This window comes from Parvularcula sp. IMCC14364 (assembly GCF_030758415.1).
Lineage (GTDB): Bacteria > Pseudomonadota > Alphaproteobacteria > Caulobacterales > Parvularculaceae > Aquisalinus.
In genome coordinates this window covers 1,810,001-1,828,398 of record NZ_CP132334.1, presented here as the reverse complement: position 1 = coordinate 1,828,398, position 18,398 = coordinate 1,810,001, and the positions used below count along the sequence as shown (strand labels likewise).

The following is an 18,398-nucleotide window of genomic DNA, read 5'->3' as shown; positions in this document are numbered from 1 at the left end:
TTGCGAACATGGCAAGTAGCCAGAATAGACAGGGGAAATGAAAAAATGGTGCCGCGAGGGAGAATTGAACTCCCGGCCTCACCCTTACCAAGGGTGCGCTCTACCACTGAGCTACCGCGGCCAACGAGGCAGAACCACTAGGATTATTGTACGGTTTCGTCAAACTGAAAGTGACAGAGACTAACATAACATATCAAAAACAAGCAAAGGTATAGTCCCAAATCTGTCCCAAACCACCCCTGTTTCGTTCCAAGGAGGGGGGCAAGGGAGGAGGAAAAAACAGCCTCGTCCGTCTGCGTTTGAGCCGGCGTCTAAGGTCCCAATGATAAAAGCCGTCCCGACTCAGGCAACCTCAAGTCCTGCTGAGGTTTCCAAGCTGCGCAGAGTATCTTCTTCTCACCTTGGGGAGTTGGAAGTAACTCATGACATTTCTCGCTATTTGCCGGCGGAAGAAAACCATGAATTGCTTTCTGATTTGTGCAGTAAATAAACCGAGTACACTCCCAGAGTTGTCAAAAGAATTTCGTATAGAGTTCCAAAGGCTACTACTCTTTCTGGAATTGAGCTTGACCAAATCATCAATTGAAAAACCGTTCCTAAGAGCCTGATCCAAAAGTATCTGGGTGATTTCAACGACTTATGATTCTCTTTGTTTGCTTAAGACACGGAGGATCAGATGAGTTGGAATGAAACCACCCGCACATATTATGACCGCAGTTTCCTGCGCTATGCAAGTGATCTGACGGACGACGAATGGGCTTTGATTGAACCTGAAATACCTCTTCCAAATCGGATGGGGCGTCCTCGCAAGTGGCCGATGCGGGAGATCATGAACGCCTTGTTGTATATCGCGTCTACTGGCTGCCAATGGCGCATGTTACCAAGGGATTTCCCGCCTTTTTCGACGGTTCAGAAATATTTTTATTGGTGGCGTGATGACAGATTGCTGGAAAAGATCAATCACCGCCTGCTGTTTGAATGCCGCGAAGCACACGGCAGAAGCCCACACCCCAGCGCAGGTGTGATCGATAGCCAGTCGGTTAAAACCACAGAAAGTGGCGGTATTACTGGCTTTGACGCGGGCAAAAATATAAAAGGCCGCAAGCGGCATATTCTGACGGATACGGAAGGCTTTCTGGTGACAGCACTTGTGCATGCCGCGGATGTACAGGATCGCGACGGCGCACCAGCGGTGTTGATGGAAGCGCGAGACAAATTTCCATGGCTTCGCCATATCTTTGCCGATGGTGGCTATGCGGGAGATAAGCTAAAGCGCAAACTTAAAAAAGTCGGTCCATTCCGGATGGAAATCATCAAGCGATCCGATAAAATGAAAGGCTTTAAAGTCCTGCCCCGGCGATGGGTCGTAGAACGCACATTCGCATGGTTAGGGCGATCACGCCGTCTCGCCAAGGATTGGGAACGATGCTGGACCTCAGCTATCGCATGGCTATTCATGGCTCACATCCGTATCGCAACAAGACGACTGGCAAGAGCATGTTTCATATGAAAGACTTTTGATTCAGACTCTAAAGCTGTGATGAGTGTAATCACCCATTTAGCGATACGACTTCGCTTCTCTATGACCCATAACAAAAGCCATGCCTGAATGAAGATACTGAACGATAAAAAAATCAATACAAAAAAACCAAATCCGAAGAGGCCAAGTTGCAAAATCATAAAGATCCCGCGTATTGCTATCAGTGAGATGATTAAAATTGTGACTTGTTCAAATCGTTGTATGCTTTGAGGCATATTCAGACGATCTATCTCACTCATAAAGCGAGCTCCCGGTTCTTCAATTTTTGCCCATTGCGAACCCAAATCCGATTAGGGCACCTGCAAAAGCGGCAGCGAATACAATTAATAAAGATCCGTCCGCATATTTCTCGGCAAAGATGAAACCTACGAATGTCATTGAAATCATTGTTGCGGTAACACGTATGATCGTTCTGACCATCCTTGGCTGTGATCGAAACATGCGCAGTATCCACTTGATTATAATCATCTTGGACGGCCCTGTTTAGGTGCTCCAGTTGCCGAGTTAAGCCTGGCTATATGATGTAGCGGCCTCATGCCGCTACGCCTTCAACGTAAGGCGGCATGAGAGGCTTTGGCAAGATTGATATTGGGGCCGGTGAGCGATAGCCCAGCGAAGAGTGAGGACGCAATGTGTTGTAGTGTCGTCGCCACCATTCGATCAGAGTTTGGGCTTCTTTCAGTGTATAGAGTATCTCCCTATTCAAGAACTCATCTCTAGGTTTTGAGTTAAAGCTTTCACAATAGCCATACTCCGGATTTGGCTAAATTTAAGAACACGTTATGGATACTGGAAAAACATCTCGCAGTAATCATATGAATTAGGATTGACGCGATAGTCACCATACGACAATGGTGCTAACTGCAACCTGGACAGGACACCGAAAGTCAATTCTATTTTAATGGATTCATAAGCGTCAAGACTGACTTCTGCAAAATTTTCGACCTTCCGTTCAGAGAGTGATTGCACTTTTTCAGGTTCTTGCTGGATGATAGCAGAAATACATTCCTGGGGGCGCAACGCCATGTAGGTCACCTTCTTCTGATCATTTGGTTGAACCACGGCCAGCATATAATATGGCCTTTCACTTTTGTAATAGATAGCCCAGCCTGACGGGAGTTCGGTCGCTTGATTTAGAGGCAGAGCGTCTTCAGTAAGATGAAAGTAAATGCCCGCTCGGGATATAGAGCCATCAGACCATTGTTCTGTACAGACATATTGGTTGGGCTGTTCCGTTTCTTTACAGGTTCGCCAATGCCCACTACCACCCCAATTGCCGCCGGTAAAAACTGCATCCTGATCAACGGCATTTGGCCGATCTGGAGTGCAAGCCATGCACAGAGCCATCAGCAGTGCAAAAATAATGTGAATGAGTTTCATGTGTTTTTCCAGTAGTTATCGCTCTCATCGCCTGCATTGGTGCCGTGAACCGTTACAATCGTCGTCATCTGAAGACCCCCTCAGTCATATCCCAGAAGGCGATGCTATCACATATGGGCGATGGGCTCTAGGAGGCCCTCAGGCGTCTGTTTGTTCGCTTTATATACCTCGAGCGCTGCTGGTACTGCAGCTTTTTCTTCAGACTGGGTAAGGAACATTTATTTGAGCGGAACCTCGCTGCCTGAAATCAGGCTGTAGCCCTCGACACGCCCTTGAGTAAGGCAGGCAATGGGCGTATCTGCATTGCCTTGACCAATCGAGCACCGTGATGCCTGAAACCCCTCACTCAAAAAAGCCCCCGGAAAGCCCTGACAAAGCCGTAAAAAAACCTGCTGCTGAATCGAAGTCGAAGCCAGAGCAAAACCGGGAAGAAAAACTGGCAGAGGCTTTGCGTGCCAATCTGCGGCGTCGCAAAAAAGCGTCCCGATCAAGGAAAGAAGACTGAATGGACAAGCTTGCCATTATCGGCGGTCGCCCCCTTTACGGGCGTCTCAAAATCTCTGGTGCGAAAAATTCAGCCCTGAAAGTCATGGTTGCCAGTTTGTTGACTGACAAGCCATTGCGCCTGACCAATGTGCCTGATCTTGCCGACATTCGGCAACTCTCCACGCTATTGCAGCAGCACGGCGTGGACTTGCGCCGCGATGGAGACGATATGACGCTCCATGCGGATACGATCACCTCCACATTGGCGCCCTATGACCTTGTGCGGAAAATGCGTGCCAGTTTCAATGTGTTAGGGCCACTTCTTGCGAGGGAAGGTGAGGCAAAAGTCTCTCTCCCGGGGGGCTGCGCCATCGGGGCAAGACCGGTCGATCTGCATCTCAAGGCTTTGGAAGCAATGGGGGCTGAGATCGAACTGGATGAGGGCTATGTTCTGGCCAAGGCGAAGAACGGCCTGAAAGGGGCGCATATTACGTTCCCGTTCGTGTCTGTCGGGGCCACCGAACATGCCATGATGGCAGCAACGCTCGCGGATGGTGAGACAATCCTGGATAATGCCGCGCGGGAGCCTGAGATCATTGATCTGGCAACTTGCCTGATTGCCATGGGGGCAGACATAACCGGTGCGGGCACGCCAACCATTACCATTCGGGGTAAGGACCGGCTTGAAGAAGCAGAGCACGCGGTTCTGCCAGACAGGATTGAGACCGGCTCTTATGCCATGGCTGTTGGCGTCACGGCCGGCGAGTTGACGCTCGAGAATGCCCGGGCGGACCTGTTGGGGGCGGCAATCAGCACGCTTATCGAATGTGGTATTGAGATAACCGAAGTCGAAAATGGCTTGCGGGTTAAAAAAAATGGTGGCCGCATTAAAGGCGTCGATGTTGTGACTCAGCCATTTCCCGGGTTCCCCACAGATTTGCAGGCGCAGTTCATGGCCCTGATGGCGACCGCTGACGGCGCGAGCACCATCAAGGAAACTATTTTTGAAAACCGCTTCATGCATGTACCTGAACTTGGCCGTATGGGCGCTGACATTCATGTGGACGGTCAGGTCGCATCGGTGCGTGGCAAACCTAAACTGAAAGGCGCACAGGTGATGGCAACAGACTTGCGCGCGTCAATGTCCCTCGTGCTGGCAGGCCTGGGAGCAGAGGGGCAGACCATGATTTCGAGGCTGTATCATCTTGATCGTGGTTTTGAGCGTCTTGAGGAAAAGCTGCAAAATGTCGGCGCGCTGGTTGAGCGCGTGCGCGATGACACTTAAGTAGCAATCCATGAACATAAAAAATTACAAGCCTTTGCGCCTCATGGCCGCAGACAGCGAAGATGTGGAAGTGGTTTCTGCCTGCCTTCAGGATGCCGTCATGAAGGTCGGTGACATGGCTTTTCTGCCGAAAGAACATCGCTTTGCCTTTGTCGCGAACCGCTTCGTCTGGGAAGAGGGGGCGAACCGCAAGCGAGGGCCCTTTATCCGTGTGCGCACAGGTGTTCACTTTGACGATGTAACGGGCGTGAAGGCACGCAATATCCGGCAGGATGCGAAGTCCGCTGTTGTGTCTTTGCTGGCTGTGCGTTTTGAGCAGGCTGCAAATGATGATTGTCGATTGCTGCTGGAATTTGCGGGCGGCGGTGAAATTTCTCTTGAGGCAAGTGCGGTGAACATCGCCCTCAGTGATATTTCAGACCCTTGGCGCACCCAGAGCAAGCCGGAACACGACGCATAAAGCTCGCTGGGATAAAGCTATCCCGGGACAACCACTCTGACTTCTGTGCTGGCGAAGCACTTTGCGCCCTGATAGAACGCCCATGAGAAGAGAGCAGCTGACACCTTATGAGCACGGATATGCCTTCCCCTTCCTACAGACTGGTCAGGGTCGAACTTGACGAGCGCTCGCTCGCCCCTGCCAATGCCGACATCGAGCATGAACGGAAGGTGGCAGTCTATGACCTCCTGCAGGAGAACATGTTTCAGCCGTTGGGTGACAGCGAGATGATCGGCGAGGGGCCTTTCGTTCTGTACCTGTCGAGCTCCGAAGGGCGACTGGTTATGGATGTCCGAAAGGAGGACGAGACACCGGTTGGGCAACTTCACCTGTCGATGGCCCCGCTGCGCAAGATCATCAAGGACTACTTCCTGTTATGCGAGAGCTATTACGACGCGATCCGTAATGCGGCCCCGCAACAGATTGAGACCATCGATATGGCGCGTCGCGGGATGCATAATGAAGGGTCGGAAATTCTTGAGGAACGCCTGAAAGACAAGATCGCTCTGGACTTTGATACCGCCCGCCGACTTTTCACCCTGATTTGCAGTTTCTACATGAAATGAGGGTGGCATGAGTGAGGCAGCAAAGACTTCCAGAGATCAGGCATTGCCAAGGGGCATCCTGTTTGCCTGTAACATGAATTCGGTGCGCTCACCCATGGCAGAGGCGCTGGCGCGCCAGCTGCTGGGGCCGTCAGTCTATATTGCGTCTGCCGGTGTTTACGAGGGGGGGCTTGATCCCTTTGTTGAAGCCATCATGCAGGAAATCGATCATTCGGTGGACGGACATGAACCGCAGGAGTTTGCCGCAGTGGACCCGCTGGACTTCGATCTTGTTGTCGCCCTCACGCCGAAGGCGGCAGAAGAAGCCCTGAAATTCTTCGATCAGAAACAGATCGAATTATGGGAAACACCCAACCCGACGGACGTGCGCGGCAGCCGTGACCAGATCATGCAGGCCTATCGCGAGGCCCGGGACAGTCTCCAATCGCGCATCGTATCGCGTTTTTCTCTGCAAGCAGTCTCTTAATACCTTGCTTTTTCGGTCAGTCGCCCCCATTTTCCCGTCTCACGAATTGAGCCAGACCCGAGGAGGATTATGGCGAAGGAAGAGTTACTTGAGTTTTCTGGAACGGTAGAAGAACTTCTACCGAACGCGACATTTCGCGTGAAACTGGAAAATGATCATGAAATCATCGCGCATACTGCCGGCAAGATGCGCAAAAACAGAATCCGCGTACTCGCGGGGGACAAGGTTCTTGTAGAAATGTCTCCCTATGACCTTACCAAAGGCCGGATCACCTATCGTTTCAAATAAATTGCGCTCACCCCGCTTTGTCCTTGCCAGTGCCTCTCCTCGCAGGAGGGACCTTCTGGAACAAATTGGCTTTGTGCCGGACGAAATATTACCTGCTGATATTGACGAGACTCCCGGTGCGGACGAATTACCCCGTCTCCATGCGGCAAGGCTGGCGCGTGAAAAGGCTGTGCATGTCAGTGCGGCTTCGCCTGAAGCAGCTGTACTGGGCTCAGATACGGTGGTGGCTTGCGGAAGGCGTATTCTGCCAAAGGCTGAAACAGAAGAGCAGGCGCTAAAATGCCTGTCGCTTCTTTCCGGGCGATCTCACCGTGTTTATACAGGTATCTGTCTGGCTGGTCCTGGCGAGAGCGTGCGTGAGCGCGTCGTTGAAACACGGGTCAAGGTCAAGAGACTGTCAACGCGCGAACTGGAGCATTATCTCGCTGGTGGTGAGTGGCAGGGCAAGGCAGGCGGCTATGCCATTCAGGGATTTTTCTCTGCCTATATTATATCAATAACAGGTTCTTATTCATCCGTGGTCGGTTTGCCACTTTATGAAACAGCAAACCTTCTAAAAGGAGCAGGGCTGAAGCCCACATTATGACAGCAACACTACTCATTGAAGAAAGCCCGGCGGAAACGCGCGCGGCGCTGTTGCTGGACGGGCAGGTGCGCGGCCTCTGGTATTCAGATGATGCCGCACATAGTGGACTTTTTCTGGGCAAGGTCAAAACCGTTGACCGCAAATTGCAGGCGGCGTTCGTTGACATAGGCTTTTCTGAGGCAGGTTTTCTACCCATTACGGAAAGTCTTAAGATCAGTGAAGGGCAATCGCTCCCAGTGCGGATCAAGCGTCCTGCTGTTCCTGGTAAAGGGCCGTTGCTGACGACTCAGACAGGCGTAAAAGCGCCGACTCTTGAGGCATTGCAGGCGAAAGCCGGTGAAGCGCCCGCACGGCTGGAGCCTGTCAAAGCGGACGCAGTACTGGCTTACATGCATTTTCAAAAAGCAATGCCAACAGAAATAATCGTTGCCGGTTCTAATTCTTTTCTGGCGCTACAGGCCTATCTGCGCACTGACGCTCCCACCACGCCGCCGGAATTATCAACATTTCCGGAAGCGGCGCTGTTTGAGAGGGAGGGCATTGAGGAGGAGATAGAGCAGGCTTTAGCGCGCGTTGTGACCTTGCCGGGTGGCGGCAGGCTTGTTTTTGATGAGGCTGAGGCCCTGACGGTAATCGACGTTGATGTTGCCGCCACCGAGGGCCAGTCAAAACGCGGTTCAATGATCCGCGCCTGCGCCGAAGCGATCCCGGAAATTTTCCGGCAACTTTCACTGCGCCGTATCGGGGGGCAGGTCGTGATAGATTTTCCGGCCCTTGCTCTGAAAGGGGGCGGTCAGATCCGCAGCGTTCTGAAAGAATCAGCCAGAGCGCTGCATGGCGCACGATTGATCCGCCTTGATGACACTGGCCTGGCGATTTACACACTGCCCCGGCAGCAGGCGAGCCTGCTTGATCTTCAAACGGTGTATCACGGGGGCGGTCCGGTGCGGGGGCGCCAACTTTCACCGAAGGCACTAGCCGCAAGATTATTGCGCAAAGCGGCAGTGCAGCTACAGCAGCATACCGCCGCGCGGCTCGAAGTGCTTGGCACAAGCGAGGTGATTGATCTTATAAAGGTAACACCTGATTGGGTGCAAAAACTGACAGCGCAATATGGTGCGCGCCTTACATTTTCTGCCCGTGATGACAAGGAGAGGGAGTGGTCTGATGTCCGCGAAATCAACTAGCAACAGATGCGCAATCTGCGAGAAGGAAGTCGTGGAAATCTATCGCCCGTTTTGCTCAAAGCGCTGCGCTGATGTCGACCTGAACCGCTGGCTGAAGGGTTCCTATGCGATTCCCGGCGAAGAGGATGAAAGCGGCGCAGATTTTGACACAGAAGAGCCAACGCAACATCTGCATTAGTCTGTTTTGTTCTGGCAGGCGCTAAACAGGTGAAGAAATATAATATACAAAACAATCAGTCTTGGGTTTGCAAACAGGCCAGAAGCACATTGAACGTCAGGTAGTATCAGGAGACGGACCTCATGACAAAAAACCTTACAAACCGCCGCGCAGTTATTGCCTCCATCGCCGCCTTGCCGCTGGCCGCTGCCTGCGAGCGTAATTATCTTACTCCTCGGTTGATGCCCAAGACCACAGGGGACGCATCCGCCATGCGTGTTCAACCAAAGCCATTGATCATCGCTCATCGCGGGGCCTCCGGTTACAGGCCAGAGCATACGCTGGAAAGCTATAAACTGGCGATTGAGATGGGGGCTGACTATATCGAGCCCGATCTTGTCTTCACCAAGGACGGTGCGCTGATTGCCCGTCATGATATTTATCTCTCCGGCACGACGGATGTGGCGGACCGGCCAGAATTTGCCGATCGAAAGAAAACCGTGAACGGTCGTGCAGACTGGTTCAGTGAGGATTTCACGCTGGAAGAAATAAAGACGTTGCGCGCCCGTCAGGCATTTCCCGGTCGCTCGAAAGATTTTGATGATCAATTCAGCATACCGACACTTGAAGAAGTCATCGATCTTGCAAAGGCAGAAAGTGTCCGCGCTGGCCGCGTCATCGGCCTCTACCCGGAGACCAAGGCACCCGGTTATTTCAAACAACGCGGCTATAATTATGCGCGCATCCTCATTGAGAAACTTTCCGCTGCTGGCATGAATCAGCCAGCCTCCCCTGTGTTCATCCAGTCTTTCGAAAAGCCGGTTCTTCAGGAGATGCGTGATCGCACGCCATTACCGCTGGTTTATCTCACCTCTGTTGGTACAGGGTTTTCGGCTGAGGAAATTGCTGAGTATTGTAATGGCCTTGGCCCAAATAAGGGCTTGCTCATCAATCAGGACAAGACAACAACGGGCCTGTTGGAGCGTGCGCATCAACAAGGCTTGCAGGTCCACCCGTGGACTTTCAGAAACGATCAGCTGCCGGATATTTTTGATACACCGGAAGAGGAATATCAGTTCTATTTCTCAATGGGGGTTGATGGTCTTTTCACTGATTTCCCGGATACAGGGATATCTGCCCGCAACGGGTAATGCGCCCATACCCGCAGGTGGCAATCAGTTGCCATTCTGTCGCTCTTGCAGTTTGTGCAAAAGTCATTTGCTGGCCAGCTTCTGGATCAGGGTGCAAGATGTCGCTATTATGGTTTCTACAGGAGAGATCATATGACCCAGCTGACTGTGACATCAGATCATCATCAGGACCCGGCCAGCCTTGATATCGTCATTGCGCCCCGTGCCAGAGATATCGGCGGCTTTGAAGTGCGCCGCGCGCTGCCATATGCCAAACGCCGCATGGTCGGCCCGTTCATCTTTTTCGACCAGATGGGACCTGCGTCTTTTGCCGCTGGTAAAGGTATTGATGTTCGACCACACCCGCATATTGGTTTGGGTACGGTGACATATCTTTTTGAAGGTAAAATCCATCATAAGGACTCGCTTGGGTCTGCGCTGGATATTGAACCGGGGGCGGTCAACTGGATGATTGCCGGCAAGGGGATTACCCATTCAGAGCGCTCCCCGGATGATTTTCGCGCGGCAGACTCTGCGCCACTTTCCGGTATTCAAACCTGGTTGGCCTTGCCCCAGGACAGAGAGGACATGGCACCCGCCTTCTATCATCACAGTAAGGATGAATTGCCAACACTCGAAGCTGAGGGCAAGAAGCTGCGCCTCATTCTTGGTGACGCATATGGTGAGAAGGCGCCAGTTAATACACAGTCTGATGTTTTTTATCTGGACGCCTGTCTTGAAGCTGGCGCGCAGTTGCCCCTGCCGGACAACCATGAAGAGCGGGGCGTTTATGTTGTTGAAGGTGAGGTGCAATCTGCCGGTGATATATTTGGTGAAGGCAAGATGTTGATTTATCGCCCCGGGGACCGGCTCAGTATCAAAGCCGGGGCGCACGGTGCACGGGTCATGCTGTTTGGTGGTGCAGCGCTGGAGGGGCCACGGTTTATCTGGTGGAATCTGGTTTCGTCTTCACAGGAGAAAATCGAGCAGGCCAAAGAGGAATGGAAGCAGGGTAAATGGGGGGAGGGGCTGTTCTCACTGCCCCCAGGTGATGATCAGGAGTTCATCCCATTACCGGATGCCTGATTTTTGAGAGAGTTTCAGTGACCTGCATGATGGCCATGTCCACCATCCGTTTTACGCGCCACCGCTTCAACTGAAACCTCGCCCGCATTTTCAAAAGTCAGTAACAGGGGAACGGTTGAGTCTTCCGGGATATCGCCTTTCACATTGATCAGCATCACGTGATAGCTACCCGGCTCCAGCGAGACCATGCCACCAGCCGGAATTTCAAGCCCCCGGACGCGCCGCATCATGGCCACGCCATCTTCTTCGAGCGACTGGTGAACCTCACTGACTTCAGCTACGTCAGAGCTGACGGAAAGCAGTTTATCGGCTGTCGCACCATCGTTGCTGATCTTCATATAAACGGCGCTGGTTTTGGCGGGGGCCTCGACAGCACGTGCCCAACCGCTGCTGATCTTCAGGTCACCGGAGATGACTTCCGCCCCTGTCTGCATCTGGTGACCGGCATGATTTCCGCACGCAGTCAGGAATAGCGTTGCAGCAATTGCAGTGAACAGCTTGGCAAATCCTCTTGGGCTCGTCATATCAGGCCTATCCTTTTCACAAATCGATCAGCTAAACGTCGCGAATCCGGATAACGACTAGATCAAAGCTGGTCCAGAGATATCTCAGGAGAACTTCATGAATCTCATAGAAATTGCCCGCCTGCAACTTTACCTTCGTGACCGCTTCAATGATCAGGCCCTCGAAGTGCGCCCGCGCACGAACAAAGACGACTCAGCCGAGGTTTATATTGCTGATGAATTCATTGGGGTTCTGTTTCGCGATGAAGATGAGGGAGAAGTCTCTTACGATTTCAATATGGCGATCCTGGAATTCGATCTGCCTGAAGCTGGCAGCGCCTGAGTAGGGAGAATATGGCAATCCACGCCCATATAGGTCAGCCGGGCCTTTTCGTGGTCAGGAGACCGCTTCTGACATTGCTGATACTGTTAGGGGCCCTGGCGCTTGTTGGATTCAATAATGGCTCACTGCTGTCACCGCAGGTCAAGGAACAGGCGATTGCCCAGTTGTCTTTACTGGGGGCGGCCTCTTTAATTGTTTCGATACTGTGTATCGTGCCAGCCGTCGCGCCAAATGGCGCGTGGCCGCGCGCCATGCTGTCATTTGGCCTCCTTATCGCAGCATCGATTCTGGCCGTTTTTGGATCCGGCGGCGAGGGGCAGGGCCTGACGCAGGCGCAAGTCGGGCTCTTGCTCTTTATGGGTGTGGCTGTTGCAGTGCTCATACAGATAAGTCCGTTGACCGGACGGGTTTTTCCTGTGGCAGGTCTATTGGCGGTGCCATGCAGCCTTATCGGTGTATTGACGGTCACCGCTTGGGTTACGCGAACGGGGGCGGGTGTGAATGACGACCTGCTCCTGCTTCTTTCTCTTGCCATTGCAGTGTCCGTCATTGCGGGCATGGGGTTCACGGCCGGGCTTGTCAGTCGTGAAAGCGAATATGGCATTGGAAGCCGTCTTGCTGTTGCGCTGTCATTCAACAACCTGACTCGAGACCTTGTGTTCGGTGTGCTGGTTATCGGGCTTTTTGCGGCTGTTTATCTCTCCTCTGACACATCCGACAGCCTCTTCGATAAAATGTGGCTCATCGTCAGTGTGATGCTGCTGATCTGTCTGCCTGCGCTGACATTTGTCGCCACAGCTTTTTCTCTGAAAGGTCAGGCAGACTGGAAATTGCGGGGCTGGCAAGGTGTACAGGATAGAGCGAGAAACCTGTTTCGGGAGTTGCTGAGGCCCGCCAAACCCTCCGTACTGGCAGCGGGCCTTGCCATTGCGTTGATCCTGAGTGCAGCCGTGCTGGTCGAGACACCCGCCGAGCGCCTGATAGGAACAGCTATGGGGCTCCAATTGTCTGCTGTCATGGTGCTCGCCGTTTTCTACAGTCTCATTTTCCTGTTATCCGCCATATCCTATGCATCCTTGCGTATGGGGGTCGTCGTTGCACTCACTTTCATGCTGGGAGATTTCATGACCGCTGGTATGATGACGGTGATGAGCTCTTCTGACGGTCAGGCCAGTGCGCTTCAGGATATCGTGCCGCGCTTTCTGGTCTTGCTGTTGCTGGTCAGTGTGGCGCGGCAATGGGCCGATATTCTGCACAACCGGCATATTCAAAGGTACCAGATCACCAGCACTTTTGCGCGCGCAGCGGCACCGGTCATGCTCGGCGCACTGGGGTGCCTGCTGTTTTTCGTCTCACTGGGATTACTGTCTGAAAGCCTCGCGACGGACATGCTGTATGTCAGCCAGCGTTTCAGCTTTCAGTTATTGCTTTCAGTGTTGCTGTTACCAGCCGCTATGAGTGTGATAGCGGGACTGAAAGCCAGGTTCTGAACGCGTGTACTTTTAAGAAGTACCAGCCGCGTCCGTCAGGGTCATGATAAAACGGCGCACCTGCGTATCGATTTCGCGCCAATCCGGCAGGTATGCCCGATCAAAAGCATAGCGTATGGAAACGTTTTCACTAAAATCCAGGCGTCGATAACATTGAGTCGGGATCGTTCGGTCGGGCTGATCCTTGTAACAGAACAAAACCAGCAACTCACTGTCTGCAGCTTCACCAATATACATGTCCTTGCCGGCATAGCCATTGGTTGGCGCATTGGCGCGTGCTTCCTTGAAGGTGAACTGGGTCAGTTGATAATCGCCTGGCTGCCCTGACTTATCCACGACATGAGGCAGATAGAGCTGCTCCAAGCGTTGCTGCTCGGAAAAGACAGAGTCGCGCCGTCTGATCTGCACATCAATACGCCGACTGCCTGGCTTATCTTCGGTAAAATCCTGACGCCGCGCCGGCGTATAGCCATTCATCGTTGGCCAGATGGCGTATAGGTGAAGGTCTTCGGTGACTTTTTCCCGCCTGTCTTTTGGGTAGATCGTATGATTGGCGGGCACAAAGAAAATCCTGTCGCCTACGGTAATCCTGACCCGCTCTTCGCTGATTGTCGGATTAGGGGTCGACCCTTGCAGGTCATCAACACTGGGACCGACATAATGGTACAGGAAAACCGCACAGAGCAGCAGCGTGGCCACAAAAATCCCAAGCGGATAGCGCCAGCTTGATTCTTCGCGAATCTCTTCGCCGCCAAAGCCATAGCCGTTGCTCATGCCGTCACTCCTCTAAGGGGCAGGATAGGTGATGTGCATCTTTATCATACCCGGCAGAGCAGGTGAAAGGCCAAATGTGTCAACCTTCCGGTCAGCAGGTCACGCCCGCTGACCGTACTATGGTGGTGCCTAGAGCACGCCAAGCATTTCGGCCACCAGTGGATGCCTGACAACATCCTTATCCTTGAAATTAATGACTTTTACATTGTCAAGCTGGTCGAGCTTGGTGGCAATATCATCAAGTCCGGAGATGCCGGGTAAGAGATCGGATTGCTGTGGGTCACCTGTAATCACCATTGTGGAATGCCAGCCAAGTCTGGTGAGCAACATCTTCAACTGGACATATGTGCAGTTTTGGGCCTCATCAATCACAACATAGGCATTATTCAGTGTACGCCCGCGCATATAGGCGATGGGGGCAATCTCGATAATGTTTTCGGCCATCAAAGTCTTCAGCCGTTTTGTGGAGAGGCGGTCACTCAGCGCATCAAAAAGTGGCCGCAGATAAGGGGAGAGTTTTTCTTCCATATCTCCGGGCAGAAAACCCAGGCTCTCTCCGGCCTCAACGGCTGGTCGCGAGAGAACGATTCGGCTTACATGTCCTTGTTCAAGGGCTTCAACGGCCTTTGCGACCGCAACATATGTCTTGCCGGTGCCCGCTGGTCCGGAGGCGATGACCAGAGAGTGATCATCGAGCGCATCCATGAATTGCTGTTGTGATTCATTCTGTGCCTTGATGTTTTTGCGATATTTCTGGTCGCGTTGTTCGTGCTTTTCCGGTCCACGCTTTTTCCCGTAACTTTCTTCGACAGGAGACCACTCATCAGCGTTAAAAAGCGGATGTATGTTACCGCCATTATAATCGCCAGACTCAAATGTCTCGCGTGCGAGACGTTTTGCTGATTTCCGGGTTGCGCGTTTTGCCATGACAGGACTCCTTTGTGGCTATGCGGGGAAAGCTGAATGCATAATGACGCAGGCAGAACGACTGCGTCATTTCATCGTTACAATGATGAAAATATGCGTTTGAAAATTGGAGTGTCGATGCTGGTGGAAGCAATTTTGCTTCCTGAATTAGAGTGTAAGTTTTTTCGCAGGTGATCAAATCAAATCCTGAAAACGAATCACTTTCTATATTCAATGATAGACTCGATCGCCATGGTTGGCGACAGAATTCTGTGCCGTCATAAAAGTTTCTTGCTTGCTAACGAATGCTTAATCGCCAGACTTTGGGCCTGGATCAGGCAACTTTATTGATCCATGACTTTGTCAGCTTACTGTGCATTTCTGGAGTAAAATTCTGCCAGTCACTGCGGCCTCGCTTGGTATCAATCACAAATACAGGTTCGCGAACCTGCAGGTGAGGGGCCAGCGTATTTTTGATGCCGACTATGCTCTGTTCAGACATCACCGCCCAGACATTATCAGTCAGGCGAAAGGCAGGGCCCAGATTTCTGATAATATGCTCAAGGCGTGTTGCTGCACCACTCAATACGTCAAAGATGACGATGAAATTGGAAATGGCCCCGTCTGGTAAAGAAGATTGTTGGGTGCGTAGGTTGCTGCGTCCGAAGTTTTTTTGAGACTTTGATTTTTCGCCTGAAAGTAACTCAGCAATCGTTGGGTATTGATGGGCGGCACGCCAGACTTTCCCGCCAGCCGGTGCAATCTGGGATTGCGGGCTTAAGCGCCCTTCGCTTGCAAAGGTTTCAAGTTGCTTCGTTGTATAAGGACCATAGATCCGTTCTTCGACTTTTAGGCACCAGTTATCTGTTGAGAGCATGATTTCCTACCGATTTTTGTGAGTGGATTTTTGAATGAATTCGACCCCGACACCTTCCGGGTGATGGCGCACGACGCGTCCCAGCATTTTGCCGATGCCGATCTGTGTACCGATTTCTGGCAGTGGGGAAACTTTGATGGAAGCGCCGGTAATGGAAATATCCAGGACCAGGCAGGGAGCTTCCTGACCATTGTCGAACCTTGCTAGTGCTGGCTTATCCCGCTGTATGCGTTGGGCCTGACGGCGGTTAAGATTTTGCCCCGTATTGTTGTGCAGCCACACAAGTGTATCTGCTACCCGGCGCAAGCGTTGACGTTTCGCATCAAAAGCGACGGCAAAACGCGCCTCATCAACCCGAATGACCTTACCTTCTATGCGCCCCAGTTGCCCGATATACATCAGGAGAGGACTGCCTTCTCGGGCCGGTACGCCGCCTGTTTCAATCAAGGCGCCGCCCGCTGAGATGTTTATGGTTCGCCCTTGGTGCTCTGCGCCGTCAGGCAGCATGAAGCGTACCGGCAAAGGCAGGTCTATGCGGCGATGACGACGTTTGTCATGTCCATCACTGGGCGTCTCAACAGTGTCAGCAATCTCGCTGTACATGTTCTTTCCTGGCTATTGCACGAACCTGTCCAGTCTTGTTACAATTAGTTGGTGAATAAATGTTTGCTGCAGCGTCATTTTGACGCAGTTCGGGGAAAATAATTCATGGCTGGCAATATAGTCCCTGAATGGAACAGGTTTCACATTTCGTGCCAAAGATTTTGCCTGCATAAGTGTTCCGGACAGGGACAGAATTTATGACGCCAGACCGCCCATCAGAACGCGCAGGGTTGCAAATTGATCAGGCAGCCCCGAATTTATGGCGACCGGCCTCTGCTGTGGTCATGATACCTATGCTGCTTTTCGTGGCTGTATATGCATTTCTGGCTTTTCTGCCTGAGGCTGTGTCCGTGTCGATCCTGGACAGGTTTGCCTTGTCGCCCCTTAAGGTGACGGGCGTGCAGGCAGTTCAGCTCAGCAGTGAGGAAATTCTTCTTACTTTCCTTACGCATGTTTTTCTGCATGCCGATGTGGTGCATCTTCTGGTTAACTGTTTCTGGTTTTATATCTTTGCCCAGCCATTGGCAGTCCGGTTTCGAGCGGCAAGGCATTTTTCGCTCAGTGAACGCATCACAGGGTCATTTGTATTCATGGCACTTTTTCTGTCTGCGTCTGTTTTTTCAGGCCTGTGCTATATACTCATGAATACGCAGGAGGCAGTTATTCTGATTGGTGCATCGGGAGCAATTTCTGCTGTCATGGGCGCCTCCATTCGTCTGGGTCTGAGGCGCTATCAGCCAGGGGGCATAAGCAGGGGAAGACCACTTTCGATCATTGACCCCAAAGTGTTGCTGGCCAGTTCCTTGTATATTGGATCAAACCTCCTCCTGCTCACGCCCTATGGAGATTACCTGTTATTTGGAGCGCCTGCGGGGCAGGTTGCCTGGGAGGCGCATATTTCTGGATTTTTGTTTGGCTTGGTAATGTTGTCATATTTCGACCGGTTAACCCTGCCGCGCAGATGATCTTGCCAAAAATGAAATTATGACGCATAATAATGTTATAAAGTGGTCGCGTATGTGCGATCCTGTAGCTTTCGCACATGCGCGCGCACTTACAATTATAAGAGCGAGAGAAACGCATGAAAATACACCAGATGCTGGATCAAAAGGGTTACGACGTGCAGGCGATAGACCGTCATGCAACGATGGAGCAGGCCGTAGGTGTTCTCGGTGAGAAAAATATCGGGGCTGTCGTTGTGACAGACGGCGATGGTAGTGTCTGTGGTATTTTGTCGGAGAGGGATGTGGTTCGGCATATGTCGCGCTCAGGCCCGGGTATCCTTACAGCAGCTGTTGATGATTATATGACCAAGAATGTCGTCACATGCACCCGCGACGCGGATCTGCAGGATGTCATGGAGATCATGTCAAAACGGCGCATCCGTCACTTGCCTGTCGTCGAAGACGGCAAGCTGGTCGGCATTGTTTCCATCGGTGATGTTGTTAAGCGCAAAATTGAACTGGCTGAAGAGGAGGCCGAGTCTCTCAAGCAATATATAGCCGCAGGCTGAATATGTTTCAGGATGAGGGGCTGTTGCTCACATCCTGATCATCATTTTTGCCGAGTACGGATAAAGCATTCCTGATGAAGGGAAGTTGATGGTCAACGCATTGCGCGCCAAGCTCAATCAGCTCATCCGCTTTGTCAAAATCAAGTAACGCGATATGGCCTATGCTGGGTAGTAGGCTTACATCTGCCGGGTCACCCGCCAACCGCGAACGTGTCAGCCGGTCCATCACGATATTCAGTGAGGCAAGCATTACGGTGCCCATGCTTGGTGTTTTTTCACCGCCGCCAAAGAGCTGCCGCAGCATTGCGGACTTACCAACTTCATCCTGCCCCGTTTCGCGCAACCCATGCCCCTCGACAAACTCAAAATCGTCATAGCGTTCGGCCCGAGAAACAGCAGCTCTGCCAAAAGCATCAGCATGCAGACCAACGGCGACGACCAGGCGCGCGCCCATCGCGCGGCAAACAGAGACGGGGAGTGGGTTAACCAGCGCGCCGTCAATCAGCCACCGGCCCATGATCTTGCGCGGCGGGAAAACACCGGGCAGGGCATAGGCCGCCTGTATCGCTTCCACCAGTGAGCCTGAGCGAAGCCAGGCTTCGTGGCCGGTTGCCAGCTCCGAGGTTACTGCGGTGAAAGGTCTTGGCAGGTCCTCAATCATTACATCGCCCAAATGGCGCTGCAGAACCTTCTCGAGTTTTTTGCCGCCAATGATTCCCGTGCCATTGATGAG

23 protein-coding genes, 1 tRNA gene and 1 pseudogene (1 of these 25 cut by a window edge) are annotated in these 18,398 nt (G+C 52.3%); 15 read left to right on the top strand and 10 right to left on the bottom strand.

The window, feature by feature from the left end; translation table 11 throughout:
* Positions 1–46: 46 nt before the first annotated feature.
* Positions 47–121 (bottom strand) — tRNA-Thr (locus RAL90_RS08835).
* Between the two features lie 555 nt (positions 122–676).
* Here RAL90_RS08835 and RAL90_RS08830 point away from each other — a divergent pair.
* Entirely contained in the window at positions 677–1,510 is an 834-nt protein-coding gene (locus RAL90_RS08830; RefSeq protein ID WP_306249540.1) for an IS5 family transposase, read from the top strand.
* Here RAL90_RS08830 and RAL90_RS08825 read toward each other — a convergent pair.
* The 3 genes and pseudogenes from RAL90_RS08825 to RAL90_RS08815 form a co-directional block, all read right to left on the bottom strand.
* Positions 1,462–1,779, bottom strand: coding sequence for a hypothetical protein (locus RAL90_RS08825; protein ID WP_306249709.1), 318 nt, complete (start codon positions 1,777–1,779; stop codon positions 1,462–1,464). The genes RAL90_RS08830 and RAL90_RS08825 overlap by 49 nt on opposite strands.
* Positions 1,780–2,072: 293 nt before the next feature.
* Positions 2,073–2,294: pseudogene (locus RAL90_RS08820) on the bottom strand (transposase); the annotation flags it as partial.
* Between the two features lie 26 nt (positions 2,295–2,320).
* Positions 2,321–2,920, bottom strand: a complete 600-nt coding sequence (locus tag RAL90_RS08815; RefSeq protein WP_306249707.1) for a hypothetical protein — start codon at positions 2,918–2,920, stop codon at positions 2,321–2,323.
* A 505-nt stretch (positions 2,921–3,425) separates the two neighbouring features.
* Between RAL90_RS08815 and murA the strand changes: the two genes are divergently transcribed.
* From murA to RAL90_RS08765, 10 genes are all read left to right on the top strand, one after another.
* Complete coding sequence (gene murA / locus RAL90_RS08810; protein WP_306249705.1) at positions 3,426–4,691, top strand: UDP-N-acetylglucosamine 1-carboxyvinyltransferase; 1,266 nt, start codon at positions 3,426–3,428, stop codon at positions 4,689–4,691.
* Between the two features lie 10 nt (positions 4,692–4,701).
* Positions 4,702–5,151: a DUF2948 family protein gene (locus RAL90_RS08805; protein WP_306249702.1), complete on the top strand. Its 450-nt coding sequence runs from the start codon at positions 4,702–4,704 to the stop codon at positions 5,149–5,151.
* A gap of 107 nt (positions 5,152–5,258) precedes the next feature.
* On the top strand, positions 5,259–5,756 hold the full coding sequence (locus RAL90_RS08800) for a UPF0262 family protein (protein WP_306249700.1): 498 nt from the start codon (positions 5,259–5,261) through the stop codon (positions 5,754–5,756).
* Positions 5,757–5,763: 7 nt separating this feature from the next.
* Positions 5,764–6,222 carry a low molecular weight phosphatase family protein gene (locus tag RAL90_RS08795; RefSeq protein ID WP_306249698.1) on the top strand — a complete coding sequence of 153 codons (459 nt, stop codon included), beginning with the start codon at positions 5,764–5,766 and terminating at the stop codon, positions 6,220–6,222.
* Between the two features lie 69 nt (positions 6,223–6,291).
* Positions 6,292–6,510 carry a translation initiation factor IF-1 gene (gene infA / locus RAL90_RS08790; RefSeq protein ID WP_306249696.1) on the top strand — a complete coding sequence of 73 codons (219 nt, stop codon included), beginning with the start codon at positions 6,292–6,294 and terminating at the stop codon, positions 6,508–6,510.
* The gene (locus RAL90_RS08785; protein ID WP_306249694.1) at positions 6,470–7,096 is read left to right on the top strand and encodes a nucleoside triphosphate pyrophosphatase; all 627 of its coding nucleotides are present in this window, start codon (positions 6,470–6,472) and stop codon (positions 7,094–7,096) included. The genes infA and RAL90_RS08785 overlap by 41 nt, the downstream gene beginning before the upstream one ends.
* Positions 7,093–8,283 carry a ribonuclease E/G gene (locus RAL90_RS08780; RefSeq protein WP_306249692.1) on the top strand — a complete coding sequence of 397 codons (1,191 nt, stop codon included), beginning with the start codon at positions 7,093–7,095 and terminating at the stop codon, positions 8,281–8,283. Before RAL90_RS08785 ends, RAL90_RS08780 begins: the two co-directional genes overlap by 4 nt.
* Positions 8,264–8,461, top strand: a complete 198-nt coding sequence (locus RAL90_RS08775) for a DNA gyrase inhibitor YacG (RefSeq protein WP_306249690.1) — start codon at positions 8,264–8,266, stop codon at positions 8,459–8,461. Before RAL90_RS08780 ends, RAL90_RS08775 begins: the two co-directional genes overlap by 20 nt.
* A gap of 122 nt (positions 8,462–8,583) precedes the next feature.
* Entirely contained in the window at positions 8,584–9,591 is a 1,008-nt protein-coding gene (locus tag RAL90_RS08770) for a glycerophosphodiester phosphodiesterase family protein (RefSeq protein ID WP_306249689.1), read from the top strand.
* 132 nt (positions 9,592–9,723) lie between these two features.
* Entirely contained in the window at positions 9,724–10,656 is a 933-nt protein-coding gene (locus RAL90_RS08765) for a pirin family protein (RefSeq protein WP_306249687.1), read from the top strand.
* A 14-nt stretch (positions 10,657–10,670) separates the two neighbouring features.
* On the opposite strand, the gene RAL90_RS08760 is transcribed toward RAL90_RS08765, so the two are convergent.
* Positions 10,671–11,180 carry a copper chaperone PCu(A)C gene (locus RAL90_RS08760; RefSeq protein ID WP_306249685.1) on the bottom strand — a complete coding sequence of 170 codons (510 nt, stop codon included), beginning with the start codon at positions 11,178–11,180 and terminating at the stop codon, positions 10,671–10,673.
* A 97-nt stretch (positions 11,181–11,277) separates the two neighbouring features.
* Between RAL90_RS08760 and RAL90_RS08755 the strand changes: the two genes are divergently transcribed.
* Together RAL90_RS08755 and RAL90_RS08750 are read left to right on the top strand one after the other, a co-directional pair.
* Positions 11,278–11,502: a DUF3126 family protein gene (locus RAL90_RS08755; RefSeq protein ID WP_306249684.1), complete on the top strand. Its 225-nt coding sequence runs from the start codon at positions 11,278–11,280 to the stop codon at positions 11,500–11,502.
* A gap of 11 nt (positions 11,503–11,513) precedes the next feature.
* Positions 11,514–12,992 (top strand): hypothetical protein, encoded by a 1,479-nt coding sequence (locus RAL90_RS08750; RefSeq protein ID WP_306249682.1) that lies wholly within the window; start codon positions 11,514–11,516, stop codon positions 12,990–12,992.
* A gap of 12 nt (positions 12,993–13,004) precedes the next feature.
* Here the strand turns inward: RAL90_RS08750 and RAL90_RS08745 are convergent, their stop codons facing one another.
* The 4 genes from RAL90_RS08745 to RAL90_RS08730 all read right to left on the bottom strand — a co-directional run bounded on the left by RAL90_RS08745 (position 13,005) and on the right by RAL90_RS08730 (position 16,152).
* On the bottom strand, positions 13,005–13,766 hold the full coding sequence (locus tag RAL90_RS08745; RefSeq protein WP_306249680.1) for a hypothetical protein: 762 nt from the start codon (positions 13,764–13,766) through the stop codon (positions 13,005–13,007).
* Between the two features lie 129 nt (positions 13,767–13,895).
* Positions 13,896–14,693: a PhoH family protein gene (locus tag RAL90_RS08740; protein WP_306249678.1), complete on the bottom strand. Its 798-nt coding sequence runs from the start codon at positions 14,691–14,693 to the stop codon at positions 13,896–13,898.
* Between the two features lie 313 nt (positions 14,694–15,006).
* A complete protein-coding gene (locus tag RAL90_RS08735) occupies positions 15,007–15,549 on the bottom strand; it encodes a GYF domain-containing protein (protein WP_306249676.1) in 543 nt (180 codons plus the stop codon).
* 6 nt (positions 15,550–15,555) lie between these two features.
* On the bottom strand, positions 15,556–16,152 hold the full coding sequence (locus RAL90_RS08730; protein ID WP_306249675.1) for a PilZ domain-containing protein: 597 nt from the start codon (positions 16,150–16,152) through the stop codon (positions 15,556–15,558).
* A 197-nt stretch (positions 16,153–16,349) separates the two neighbouring features.
* On the opposite strand from RAL90_RS08730, the gene RAL90_RS08725 reads away from it, so the two are divergent.
* The gene (locus RAL90_RS08725) at positions 16,350–17,117 is read left to right on the top strand and encodes a rhomboid family intramembrane serine protease (RefSeq protein ID WP_306249673.1); all 768 of its coding nucleotides are present in this window, start codon (positions 16,350–16,352) and stop codon (positions 17,115–17,117) included.
* A 116-nt stretch (positions 17,118–17,233) separates the two neighbouring features.
* Complete coding sequence (locus RAL90_RS08720) at positions 17,234–17,665, top strand: CBS domain-containing protein (protein WP_306249671.1); 432 nt, start codon at positions 17,234–17,236, stop codon at positions 17,663–17,665.
* Positions 17,666–17,672: 7 nt separating this feature from the next.
* Here the strand turns inward: RAL90_RS08720 and RAL90_RS08715 are convergent, their stop codons facing one another.
* On the bottom strand, positions 17,673–18,398 hold the 3' portion of the coding sequence (locus tag RAL90_RS08715; RefSeq protein ID WP_306249669.1) for a patatin-like phospholipase family protein. Its footprint extends 288 nt past the window's final position; 726 of the gene's 1,014 nt are visible here — the last part of the coding sequence; its start codon lies beyond the right edge, outside the window; it ends in the stop codon at positions 17,673–17,675.